At 43.6% G+C, this 12742-nt stretch carries 12 protein-coding genes; 1 reads left to right on the top strand and 11 read right to left on the bottom strand.

Annotated elements, in window-relative coordinates; genetic code table 11:
* The 5 genes from H9647_RS11890 to H9647_RS11870 all read right to left on the bottom strand — a co-directional run bounded on the left by H9647_RS11890 (position 1) and on the right by H9647_RS11870 (position 7119).
* Positions 1–3165, bottom strand: a complete 3165-nt coding sequence (locus H9647_RS11890) for a DEAD/DEAH box helicase (protein ID WP_191800103.1) — start codon at positions 3163–3165, stop codon at positions 1–3.
* A 184-nt stretch (positions 3166–3349) separates the two neighbouring features.
* Complete coding sequence (locus H9647_RS11885) at positions 3350–3985, bottom strand: histidine phosphatase family protein (protein WP_225229242.1); 636 nt, start codon at positions 3983–3985, stop codon at positions 3350–3352.
* A gap of 119 nt (positions 3986–4104) precedes the next feature.
* Entirely contained in the window at positions 4105–5370 is a 1266-nt protein-coding gene (locus tag H9647_RS11880) for an ABC transporter substrate-binding protein (RefSeq protein WP_404822621.1), read from the bottom strand.
* 34 nt (positions 5371–5404) lie between these two features.
* Entirely contained in the window at positions 5405–6241 is an 837-nt protein-coding gene (locus H9647_RS11875; protein ID WP_191800101.1) for a carbohydrate ABC transporter permease, read from the bottom strand.
* Positions 6241–7119, bottom strand: coding sequence for a carbohydrate ABC transporter permease (locus tag H9647_RS11870; RefSeq protein ID WP_191800099.1), 879 nt, complete (start codon positions 7117–7119; stop codon positions 6241–6243). Before H9647_RS11870 ends, H9647_RS11875 begins: the two co-directional genes overlap by 1 nt.
* Positions 7120–7391: 272 nt before the next feature.
* Here H9647_RS11870 and H9647_RS11865 point away from each other — a divergent pair, with 272 nt between their 5' ends.
* Positions 7392–8150, top strand: a complete 759-nt coding sequence (locus tag H9647_RS11865) for a TspO/MBR family protein (protein WP_191800097.1) — start codon at positions 7392–7394, stop codon at positions 8148–8150.
* A 157-nt stretch (positions 8151–8307) separates the two neighbouring features.
* Here the strand turns inward: H9647_RS11865 and H9647_RS11860 are convergent, their stop codons facing one another.
* From H9647_RS11860 to H9647_RS11835, 6 genes are all read right to left on the bottom strand, one after another.
* A complete protein-coding gene (locus tag H9647_RS11860; RefSeq protein ID WP_191800095.1) occupies positions 8308–9759 on the bottom strand; it encodes an IS1182 family transposase in 1452 nt (483 codons plus the stop codon).
* A 170-nt stretch (positions 9760–9929) separates the two neighbouring features.
* Positions 9930–10310, bottom strand: a complete 381-nt coding sequence (locus tag H9647_RS11855; protein ID WP_191800093.1) for a RidA family protein — start codon at positions 10308–10310, stop codon at positions 9930–9932.
* Positions 10311–10379: 69 nt separating this feature from the next.
* Positions 10380–11075 carry an NAD(P)H-binding protein gene (locus H9647_RS11850; RefSeq protein WP_225229241.1) on the bottom strand — a complete coding sequence of 232 codons (696 nt, stop codon included), beginning with the start codon at positions 11073–11075 and terminating at the stop codon, positions 10380–10382.
* A gap of 150 nt (positions 11076–11225) precedes the next feature.
* Positions 11226–11429 carry a CsbD family protein gene (locus H9647_RS11845; protein WP_191800091.1) on the bottom strand — a complete coding sequence of 68 codons (204 nt, stop codon included), beginning with the start codon at positions 11427–11429 and terminating at the stop codon, positions 11226–11228.
* Between the two features lie 578 nt (positions 11430–12007).
* Positions 12008–12241 carry a hypothetical protein gene (locus H9647_RS11840; RefSeq protein ID WP_191800089.1) on the bottom strand — a complete coding sequence of 78 codons (234 nt, stop codon included), beginning with the start codon at positions 12239–12241 and terminating at the stop codon, positions 12008–12010.
* A 180-nt stretch (positions 12242–12421) separates the two neighbouring features.
* The gene (locus tag H9647_RS11835; RefSeq protein ID WP_191800087.1) at positions 12422–12565 is read right to left on the bottom strand and encodes a sporulation protein YjcZ; all 144 of its coding nucleotides are present in this window, start codon (positions 12563–12565) and stop codon (positions 12422–12424) included.
* Between the last annotated feature and the right edge of the window lie 177 nt (positions 12566–12742).

The raw sequence follows: 12742 nt of genomic DNA, 5'->3' as shown, positions 1-12742 counted from the left end.
TTACATCCACATTTCTCCCTGTAAGGTAACAAGCCCTTTCAGTTCATCGTCAGACATTTCCGTAAGCCAGTTCTCACCTGAACCTACGACCTGCTCGGACAGCTGTTTCTTACTCTCTATCAATTCATCAATTCGCTCTTCCAGCGTACCTTGGCAGATCAATTTATGAACTTGAACGTTTCTCTTCTGTCCAATCCGGAATACACGGTCTGTTGCCTGATTCTCTACGGCTGGATTCCACCAGCGATCATAGTGAATGACATGACTCGCATGGGTAAGGTTAAGACCGACACCCCCCGCACGTAAGGAAAGAACAAAGATAGACGGACCTTCGCCTTTTTGGAAACTATCCACCATCGCATCACGCTCTGCTTTGGAGATTCCTCCATGAAGGAAGAAAGGTTTCTCATTGTAGCGCTGAGTCAATTGATTCACCAGAATATCTCCCATGGAGACATACTGCGTAAAGATAAGTGCCGATTCTCCATTATCCCGAATCGCATCGGTAAGCTCCATCAAACGTTCTAGCTTGCCTGACAGTTCCACCCGCCCACTCTGTTCTTTACGATTCGGCTCCAGCAGTACAGGATGATCACAGATCTGCTTAAGCTTAGTTAGAGAGGACAAAACCACACCTTTCCGCGTAAAACCAGTTTGCCCTTCTATACCTGTAAGCAATTGATCAACTACCCCTTTGTAAAGGGCCGTCTGCTCCACAGTTAAGGAGCAATATGATTTCAGTTCCAGCTTCTCCGGAAGATCCTTACGGATATCAGGATCGCTCTTGAGCCTTCTAAGCATAAACGGAGACACGAGCTTATGCAGTTCACGAAGGGACTGCGCCCCTTCCTCACCGCCAGCTACATAACGCTGCCGGAATGAAGCTGCCGTACCGAGATATCCCGGATTAAGAAATTGAAAAATAGACCACAGCTCACTAAGCCGATTCTCCACAGGTGTTCCCGTCATCGCAATGCGGTGCGGAGCAGACAGTTTCATCACACTTTGCGCCTGCTTCGTACGATAGTTTTTAATATATTGCGCTTCATCAAGCACCACAGAAGACCAGTGGATGGAAGCGAGATCCGCCCCATCCCTGCCAGCCAAATGATACGTGGTCAGGACAATATCATGTTCTTCTGCCTGCTCACGGAAGCGGTCGCCATGCAAACGCTGGGTGCCGTGATGGATATATAATTTGAAGTCTGGAGCAAATCGTGCGAGTTCCCGCTGCCAGTTGCCCAGCAGTGAAGTAGGACACACGATGAGTGCAGGACCTTCTGTATCAAATTCATCTTCTGTTATTCCTTCAAGCTTACGTTCTGCTTCTCTGATCTCCTTCGCTGCGAGCTTGGAATCAAGCAGGCAGGTAATGACCTGAATGGTTTTTCCAAGTCCCATATCATCGGCAAGACAAACCCCAAAACCAAGATCCCGCATAGCAGACAGCCACTGGAAACCCCGTTCCTGATAAGGTCTTAAATTACCATGCAGAGAAGGAGGTACCGATTTAGGCTCTATTCCTTTTAATACTTGCCCTTCAAGCAAGAAAGACAACATCCCGTAGGACTCTGCACCAAAGATAGAAAGGCCTTTCCAGTTCGCATCTTCCTCATCCTCTGCGACTAGATGCATCCACTCCGATAATGCCATCGTACCTTCTTCATTCTTTTTCATGAAGCGAAGTACCTGACGGATTTCTTTAGGATCAATCTCAATCCATTCTCCGCGGAATTCCACTAAAGGAAACGTAGATGCCGCAAGTCTGGCAAGTTCTTCTTGTGAAACCGGAATCCCATCCAGCATGGCCTCTGCTTCAAAAGCAACCAGCTGCTCCATCCCGAGTGTTGTGGTTCGTTTTACAGATCCGACGCGGTCTGGGTGTGGAAGCATCTTTAATTTAAGTCCTGTTTTTCGTTTCCCATCCTTACTCCATCTTGAAGGCATCATCACCGTCACGCCGCTCTTCTGCAGTTTAGGGACAGCATGCGCCATAAAATCATAGAACACTTCTGTATTCATTTTGACAGATGTGGGGCATCCACTCCATCCTGATTCTAGAGCAGGAGCCAGTTCACATGCTTTGCCAAACGCCATTAACATCTGTTCCTGTATGGATTCATACACGGTTGAACCGCGGTCTACTTCTTGAGAAGGGTGAGACCATATCGCTTCAATCGGAACCCGAAAATCGGACTCTGTTTCACTTTCAGCCCAAAAACTAACGTTCCATTCGGAACCCGCCTCTGAGGGTTCTAACCGGAGCCCCAGTCGAAGTTTCCCGGCCGCAGGTCCAGAAGATTCACTCTCTATAAGCGGAGGAGAACTTTCTCCTGCCTCACTAACCGCATCTGACAATTCTTCGATTTCTTGAATTGTTCCTTGCACGCTTAGTTCTCGCGAGCCGGTAAGCAGACTATTCCACCATAGTTCCGATAATGGGGAATATCCTCTGCGATAATTCACACGATATTTAGACAAACTGCTTTCTACCGCAGCAATTTCAGAAGAAACCGCTGCATGGATCATTTGACTAAGGAAAGAGTAAAGCACGGCACCGCCCGCTTCTTTAACAGACCCTGCTTCCGTATCCGCATAAACAATAGTAGCTGTCAGAGCGATCGGAGGAATGGATTCCGCAAGGATAGCAAAACGTTCTATGTCTTCTTTCTCTGTAAGTCTCGGGTGCCAAGCACCTTTTACGGCAGATTGATTCCCTCGTCTTCTTCCGCTTGTTGCTGTCACCGGAGCGACCCCCGGAGCAATCTGACCTCGGAGCAGTAATTCCAAAGCAAATAAAGCTGCTTTAGACCAATATTCCATTTCTTCTCCGGCTTCAAATCCTGCTCCGGCTGCCTCTTCTTTGTTCCAGTGTATTAATAATTCGAATGCGTCTTTCGGGTTAAGCGCCAGTCCTTCCAGCGTCCGTCCCATTCCCATTCGTTTTTTCTTGTTTGTATCTGCACTTGAGGTCTGTACCTTGTTGGTCTGCCATCTTAGTTCTGCAAGACGCAAGGCTGCATGTTGAAACGGACGGTAGGTACCGCCTTTTAATTTCATTTTACGTATTCCATGGCTCCAGGCATCGACCCTGGGTTCCGACGTTTCTCCAGAAAAACAAAAAAATACGTCTCCGAGCCAAATTCCATATAGTGGTTGATTCATCGCAAGTCACCCGTTAGCCCTTTTAGATTGTTACTCTTCATCATATACGAAAATCGTTCAATTTAAAAATCAAAACCTTACTTTTTTTCTATAGGAGACAAAAAAAGAATCGGTTATAGCCTGTAAGCTTGAACCGATTTTTATGTGATATCTATGAGTTACATTGAAATGCTGTAAATTTACATTATAAACCTAATATCTCATTAAAGGAAACTAGGTCTACGATATCGTATCCATTTCCTTGCCCTTTTGGTTTGATGATGACCGTTCCTAAGAAAGGAATCTCCCCAAGCCCAATCCCCGGCGGAAAACTATGGGCTATGATCACTTTATTCATACCCTCAGGAGGATTCTTCTCTAAAATAGAAGTCAGGCCTGATAGTGTACTCTCGCGTTCTTCCGCGTTTACTTGACCGCTTAGTTTATAAACTTTCGTCCAAAAAGGGTCCACTTGAACATTTCCAGCTCCAAAAGCGAGTTCGGCAGTTTCTCTTGTTCGGCAAAAAGGACTTGCGATCACCGGTGTTTGAAATGGAATTTGTAAATTCCTTACCTTCTGTCCGTAAAGTGTAGCTTGTTGTTTACCCTGTGCTGAAAGGTTTCTCTGAGTCGCACAATCACTGAGTACGTAATTAGGCTGATCTTCTCCAACCGTTGCCTCTCCGTGCCTTACATACAAAATATATCCGCCCTGACGCAGTAAGTTCACAAGTGCTGGATTTAAAAAATTTGTATGAGTCGTACGTTCTTCTGCCATGACATTAGCGGATTGCATGAATAAAAGCACTACAATCACACCTATCCAAACAAACTTTCTCATCTTATATTCTCCTCCTGCTTTAGAACAAAATGGATAAGCTTAGTATGTTCAAGGAGGAGAAATAAAAACGCTATAAAGGAAGATGATCCCGAACGAAGCCGAGATCATCTTCCTTCATTTTATTTTTTCAGGCTGTCCCAACTCTTCTGCATATTCTCAAGTAATTTCACAGGATCCGGCTTCGCCACATAGGCCTGCATCACGGCACCAAACTCTTGCGGCACTCCTTCTGGGAAGCGATTGAAGTTCCAACTAAGCACTTTATCATCATCACTATATTGAATTAGGTCAGCAGCAAGATCCCCAAGCGCTTCGGAATCTGCCGTAATACTCTTAAATGCAGGAATGAATTTAAACTCTTCCGTCATGTATCTTTTCCCTGTCTCCGAAGTCACAAGCCATTCAAGAAAATCTTTTGCTTCGTCTTTCACACTAGACTCTTTGTTCACCACATAGAAATTGGGTACACCAACAAAAAGTTTATCAGATGCCTCTGCATCTTCTCCAATCGGCATCGGCAGTATACCTAAGTTTAAATCTGGATTAATCCCGTCAATTTGTACCTGTGTCCAGTTGCCCTGCTGCATCATCGCTGCTTCTCCTGTAGCAAAGGTCGTAACTTGGGTATTATAGTCCGTTGTCAGCGGATTCTTATTGCTGTACTGCAGTGTCAGATCCAGCATCTTCATCCAATCCTCGAACACGGGGTTACCTGGAATCTTCTCTGTTCCTTCATTTAATCCTTGAATAAAAGCGACAGGATCCGCTTGATTCGCAAACGCTACATTTACATTATGATTGCCAAGTACCCACCATTCCTGATATCCATTCGAAAATGGAGTGATTCCCGCATCCTGAAGCTTTTGGGCTGCTGCCTGTAGCTCACTGAGCGTCTTCGGTAATTCTGTAATCCCGGCTTGTTTAAATAAATCTTTATTATATATAAATCCATATCCTTCAAGTCCCAAAGGTTGACCATACAGCTTGCCGTCTTTTGTCATGGGTTCTTTGGCCACATCAAGCACATCACTTACCCACGGTTCTTCTGAAAGATCTTCCAAACTATCGATCCAGGTATCTAGTTCGCGGTAACCGCCCACATTAAAAATATCCGGATGTTCGGTACCGGCAAATTTTGTTTTTAGCGCAGCCCCATAATCACTGCCGCCTCCCACCGTTTCGATCTCAATATTGATATCTGGATGCTCCGTCTCATACTCAGCAATCAGACGATTAAAGGCTTCCGCAATCTCTACCTTATATTGAAAGATTTTAATTGTTTTCTTTCCATCTGCAGAACCGCCGTCTTTACCTCCACCGCAACCGGCAACAACCAGTGAACAGAGTAATAATGAAGTGAGTGCAAACATCCCTTTTTTTCTCAATATAAACCCCTCCTGTATCTTATAAAATTAGCTGTCATCCCTTTACTGATCCTGCGGTTATTCCTTGGATAATGTACTTTTGCATTAACAGGAAGAAAATAATGACCGGTGTAATGCCGAGCACTAGCGCAGGCAGAGCTAAATCCCACTGCTTTGTGTATTGCCCAAAAAAAGCATACGTGGCAATTGGAATGGTATGAAGTGAACTATTCTGCAGAAGTATCGACGGCAATAGATAATCGTTCCAGATCCAAAGCGTGTTCAGTATAATGATCGTCACATACATCGGTCGCATAAGCGGGTATACGATTCGAAAAAACACCCCGTACGCATTACTTCCATCGACCCTCGCTGCTTCCTCAATCTCAATAGGAACGGACTTCACAAAACCATGGAACAGAAATACAGATATCGGTATGCCAAAACCGAGATAACAAATTATAAGCCCATAGTGACTGTTCATCAGCCCAACGGTACTTGTCACCTTAACGAGCGGGATCATAATCGACTGAAAAGGAATGACCATGGCAGCAACAAACAGCGTAAAGAGGACGCGGTTAAACCTGCTGTTGTGCCTTACCATCCGGTAGGCTGTCATGGAACTAAACAAGACAAGCAATAAATTGCTGACAATCGTTACAAACAGAGAGTTGAATAATACTTTTGGAAATTTGGTAATCTCCCACGCTCGCTGATAATTGCCCCATTCAAAAACTTTCGGCCATGCTGCCGCATTCGTCAGCAGGTCACCAAAACTTTTAACAGAGTTCACAAACAGGAAATAGAACGGAACGAGAAACAATAAAGCGATCAAGATCATAATGATTTCGGTGAGGAGTGTAGTAAAACGGTAGTTTTTACTCGTTTCCATTAGGCTTCCACCTCCCGGCTCTTCGTCAGACGAACCTGGATGCTGGTAATAATCGCAACCACGATGAAGAAAATGAGTGCCTTCGCTGTACCAAGTCCGTATCTTCCGTTCACGAATGCTTCATTATAAATGTTCAGCGCAAGAGACTCCGTGGAGCGGAACGGTCCTCCTTTGGTCAGCGAGAGGTTTAGATCAAACATCTTGAACGACCAAGAGATGGCAAGAAACAGACAGACTGTTACTCCCGGCATAATGAGCGGAACGATAATACTTCTTAACATCTGTCCCCGGGTGGCTCCATCAATCTGAGCAGCCTCCAAAACATCTGTCGGTACATTATTCAGTGAAGATATGTAAATTACCATTAAATAGCCTGCGGTCTGCCATACGAACACAATGACGATGGCCCAGAAAGCAGTCGTTTCATCCCCTAGCCAAGGCAGATTAAAAAAAGCAAGCCCTGTCACTTCACCCACAGAAGCGAAACCGCGGACAAATATAAATTGCCAGATAAATCCGAGCAAGAGTCCACCGATGACATTCGGCATAAAAAATACGGTCCGCAGCACATTTTTAGTCTTCAGCGGCTTCGTTAAAAAGTAAGCAAGAAAAAATCCAATAAGATTGGTGAGCAGGACCCCTACCACTGTAAACAAAGCTGTAAATGTAAACGATTTCAAAAATGCAGGGTCATCTGTAAATATTTTGGTGAAGTTAGCGAACCCCACCCAAACGGGATCTTTTGAGGCACCACTCCATTCCGTGAAGGAGTAATACATCCCCAGCAGAAACGGTGCTGCAATGATGAGCATAAAGAAAAATAGAGCAGGACCCACAAAAATAAATTGCTGCATCATCTGTGAAGATTTTCGGTTCATGGATGAACCCCCCTTTCTTTAACCACTTTATTGTATATATAACCCACTTAAAGGAAATTGAATGATATTTTAGGGATATAATTACATAATATAGAAAATGGAGCAGGATCATGCCTGTTTCTGAAGTGATTTGCCGCCTTATTCTTCATAGGGGTACCTCCAGGGAGTGCATATTCTTTTGATTGAAAAATGTAAGAGAAGGGTAAGTATTGCATGACTCGTTGGTCAGTACATATTCACCCTCTTCAAAATTAATTACAGGAGGTTATCGTATGCAAATTAACAGCAAACACAACTCTTACAAATGGTTAAATGTAGTAGGCTTGATTCTTGTTATTGTAGTCAACGCACTCGCGAATATATTACCGATCGGGGGAAGAACAACACAGGAAGTATCTGAACTTTATCCGGTATTAATTACTCCGGCTGGATATGCATTTATCATCTGGTCTGTCATTTATATCCTCCTTGCCTGCTTTGTTATTTTTCAGTTTTTGCCTTCTCAAAAAAATCGGAATACAACAGCTCGTGTCGGAATCTGGTTCTTCATTAGCTGTTTAGCAAACGCAGGCTGGATCATCCTCTGGCAGAACCTTTTGATCGGATGGTCCGTACTTGTCATATTCATTTTATTGTTCTCCCTTATTCAAATGTATTTGCGTACACGAGACATCCCTTCCCCTACGCTCGGAGAAACTTGGTTTGTCAAACTTCCATTTAGCATCTATATAGGGTGGGTTAGTGTAGCGACGCTGATAAACGTGACCGTATGGCTGAGTAAACTCGGCTGGAGCGGATTTAACCTGGGAGATCAAACGTGGGCTATCATTCTGCTTCTGCTTGGCAGCATCGTTGCCTTTGCAGTTAGCTACCGATATAACGACTTCATCATGCCGCTTGTATTCGTATGGGCCTATATTGCTATCGGAGTAAAACAATCGGATATCCTTGCTGTTTCCTATACAGCAATTGGGCTCGCCATTGTCATTTTCTTATTTGCAGTATGGATTTTCTTACGGAAGAAAAAATAATAACGCAAAAAGAGACCATCGCCAAAGCGAGGCCACTGAAGAACTTGCGCTTTTCTTCGGAGGCTGTGCAAATAGTGTAAAAAGAAGACATTCACTCCGCGTTTTGGAGGTGAATGTCTTCTTTTTGTCTTCATAATGCTGTATTCACTAGTAGTTCTTAGTCTACTAATTTCAGTATTCGTTTGAGATTTACAGCGAATATGGTCATAGCACCTTGCAGTTGCATGCCAAGCAGACCCGAGGATGTGGCTACATCATGCCCGTGCCCATGTTTGAGTTCACTGTTCTTTGCTTCAATTTTGTAGCGTTCCTTCGATTTTGTTTTGAAATATTCTGTATCCTGGAACGCCTTCTGTTCCAAGTGTTCATCGGATTTTACTGTCACGGAATACGTTTTGCTCTTGGCTCCTTCTCTGTAACAGCCTCCCTTAAACGGACAGCGTTTGCAGAGTTCCACATCGAAAAAATAGGTGTCTTGTTGGTTTTTACTGATGCCTGTTTTCCCTTGTCGTGCTTTTCGAATCGCCATGTGTCCGGCTGGACAAACGTACATGCCAGCATCTTTGTTGAACAGAAACTCGTCCTCTTTCTTACGAGCACCTTGTGTAATGAGTGGATTAAGTTTCGCTACAAGTTCAATCTCGTTTTGTTTCGTGTAGATCAGGTTATCCTTCTCAGAATACGCCGTATCACCAATTACCGTTTTGACCTGCATCCCGGCGGCTTGGCTTTTTTCGATCAGTGTCTGTAATTGCTTGCCATCATTTTTTTCGCCCGTCGTAATGACAGCTGCCGTTATTAGTCGTTCCTCGGTCATCGCTAGATGTGTTTTGTAACCGAAAAAGGCGCTATCTGCGCTCTTGTGTCCTACGCGCGCGTCTGGATCTGCTGCAAGGCGCAGTTGCTCTACATCATCCTCAATCGTCTCTTTCAGAAGATTAAGCGGCTCTACAATTTTTGGCACCTGTGCGATTCCGGATTCTTCTTCGATGAAAGCGACAAGTTTTTGACAGTACACAATTTCGTCTTCGAGCACATGGTTCACGTTCTTTACTGGCATTTTGGCTTTGACCGATTCATCCATCGTGTAAACCATTTTGCGCAGCTTCCGCGCACGGTCTTGCAGGATTTCTTGCGGTGACTTCTGGTTGTAGCGAGCTTTCGTATGCGTGGCATCTACGATAATAGAAGTACTCTTTAAGATACCCTGCTCAATCGCAAGGGTTACGGTCTGCCCGATAAGCATGTCGAGTAGGTTCATATCTTTTAAACGTAGTTTGCGGAATTTCGTTAGAGAACTTGAATCGATTACCGAGTCTTCTGGTGCCATGCCAAGAAAAAATTTAAACGACAGGTCATACTTAGAGCGTTCAACAATGTCTACGTCAGAGAGTTCAAATATAGCTTTCAGTAATAAATATTTAAACATGCGAATCGGGTCAATGGCGTTACGTCCATTGTCTAAGCAATATTTTGCTTCCAACTCTTCGTATATAAAAGTGAAGTCCACCAATTCATTGATTTGACGAAGCATATTGTCCTTCGGTACAACAATGTCATACAGTGCCGCATAAGGACTCAGAACCAAGGTTTGTTGTTGTCGAATCATCCGCTCACCTACTTTTAATGATGCATTAATTATAAGCGAAAAAAAGGTACTGATCCTCAACTTTTTTGAGGATCAGTACCTTTTTTTATGAGTGGACTTTTTCAGTGGCCTCGCCAAAGCGTTGGTCTCTTTTTGAATTAATTCAGTAATAACATCATTTGTATAAGGTCTTACCCTTTTACTACAATCGTCTCGATCTCAACAAGCGCATCTTTTGGTAAACGAGCTACTTCTACTGCACTACGCGCTGGGTATGGCTGTTCGAAAAATGAACTGTACACTTCATTCACACGGACAAAATCATTCATATCTTTTAAGAAGACCGTTGTTTTCACAACTTGGGTAAGTCCTGCCCCAGCCGCTTCAAGAATCGCTTTTACATTCTCCAGAGACAAACGGGTCTGCTCTTCTACAGTCGCTCCAAACTCTCCCGTCGCCGGATCAATACCAAGTTGTCCTGATGTGAAAATAAATCCGCCTGCTTCTACAGCCTGGCTGTAAGGCCCAATGGCACCCGGTGCTTTTTCGGTTGTGATCGTGTTTTTGCTCATACGGATGAACCTCCTTTAATATTTCCATACTTTTCTATACGTTATTGTAGTCAAATGTGCGAGGCTTGTCTATTTCTGAGACAGTGGCTCAGCCTCTGCGATCTCCCTAATCTTTTGATTGGAATAGATATGTATCCCCTTCTGTTCCTGTAAGGCAATACGAATCATGGCAGTAGCTACAAGTGATCCTGGTATCGCACGATAATTCTGCCCTTTTCCAAGCTTTAATAATGGATCTAAGAGCCCAAGGAGAATTTCACCCATCTTCTCCCCTGTTCTATGTTCTTTGCGATCTCCGATAAGCAGTGAAGGACGTACGAAATGTACGGAAGGGATTCCCGTCTTCTTAATCTCTTCTTCGAACTGGCCTTTCGTACGCGAATAGAAAACACGCGATTTTGCATCGGCACCCATCGAAGAAATCCCAATAAATTGTTTTATTCCATGGCGCTCCGCTATCTTCGCGGCAGTAACGGGATATTCGAGATCTACTTTGCGAAAAGCTGCCTGTGATCCTGCCTTTTTGATTGTTGTACCTAAACAACAGAATAAATCATCTGCTTGATGAAAGGCGGATTCATATTTCTCAAGCTCATCCCAATTTACGACCACTTGTTTCAGCTTGGGATGAGTAAACTCTAGTGATTCTCTCACTAAAATAACGACTTCCGTGTAAGGCTTTTGTTCAAGCAGCCCAGTAACCAGTTGCTGACCAACCATCCCGGTTGCTCCAATAACGATCGCTTTACGAGTCTGTTCCAGCAAAATTCATCGGTCCCTTCTTTATCAGCATATGAATATGTCTGATCTGTTTACAAGAAATCATACCATGTAGAGATTTAATTCTACATAAACAAAGAAGAGGACCGATTCCGCAGAATCAATCCTCTTCTTCATTGTAAGTAAGCTAAGTTATTAGCGTACGTTCGTATTGCTCCAGTTGTTGTACTCAGTCTCCGCCTGTTCACGCGTGTGACCATATTTTTCTTGGAGTTTACCAATCAATTTGTCTTTCTCACCATTGATTACATCCAGATCATCATCTGTCAGTTTACCCCATTGTTTTTTAGCTTCACCCTTCATTTGCGTCCATTTTCCTTTAAATACGTTGTTATCCATGATCGTTCATCTCCTCGTCATTTATAGTAATGTTTCTGTCGTTTTTCACTGTTGTAATCCATTACCCTGAGCTCTAGGGATGTTGTTACTTGCTTGTTGTATTATTAACCAGGAGAGATTTCCATGAATCCGGAAATACATCATATCGGTGTATCACATAGTATATATTTGTGTTATAGCTTGTACTATGATATAATAAGAAGTAATGTAGTATTTAACCCCATTCATATTCCTCAAAGTAGAATAATTCCTTCATTTAACCTCATGAAGTAAGAATCGCGTTATAACCCAAACAAAGATTTTAGATTTTATTTTCATTCAAACTGGCGCGGTCTTCGGAGCCGCAAGGACAAAAGAGAGGTAGGGCTTTTGTTGTATGAAAGTCAGTTATTCTCGGCAAGCGTGAACGACATCGTTCACCAGAGGAATCGTTAGCTATCTGTAGCTACTGCATTTAGCAACCACAGGTTAAATCAATTAAATAATCGCAAGCTGTTCGCGATCGACATGACGCGGGCGACCTTGCACATAGCAGCCCCCGGACCCTAGGTACGGGGGCTATCCAATTTTAGCGCGCTCTAGAAAAAGGTCTTTGAGATAATAACAAGCAAGACGAATAATACGAGCAGGATTCCCGCCAAATAGTCGGGGGATTTATGAACATATGGAGTCCCACAGTACGGCATGGCATAGGAATTCACGGGTTCCTCCCACTTGCCTCCGTAAGTTTGATACATCCGTTCGTAACCGGATACAGGGTACCCTGAAATATAATTGGAATTCATCGGATAACAACTATATTGTTCATTCATTAAATATTCCTCCCTTTATATCGCCTACTAGGCTTCTCCCTATACATATGTAAAAAGGATTTCCGACGTCCGGGCTCTTGCCTTGAACTTGAATATTTTGTTTGGGACCGTGTACAAGACGCAAATAAAGAAGCTGCCCTAATATCAGGGCAGCTTCTTTTTACTGAAAACAAGAGAATATTAGTAACAAGTAAATGCTTTAGAAATGATAACCAAGAGAATGAAGAGTACAAGAATTGCTCCTATCGATGTCCAGCCTCCGTGGCCAGATCCGCCAACATTTCCACAACCATTGTTGCCACCACAATATTCGTATCCACTCATTTTAACTCCTCCTTTCCGCTTCCTACACTCTAACTTATGTCATTCAGGCCGGTTTGGACCGGGCACTTATCCAACTTTCTTCTTTTTGGGCTCTCACCCTATCCTTCGATTCCTGTCCTTCACAACCCACAATCTGACTACAAATGAGCAGGCACCGCTTTTGATTTCAAGGCGTAG

Source organism: Paenibacillus gallinarum, assembly GCF_014836635.1.
Classification (GTDB): domain Bacteria; phylum Bacillota; class Bacilli; order Paenibacillales; family Paenibacillaceae; genus Paenibacillus; species Paenibacillus gallinarum.
Note: the sequence above shows the minus strand (reverse complement) of the source record. Positions and strands in the feature narration are given on the sequence as shown.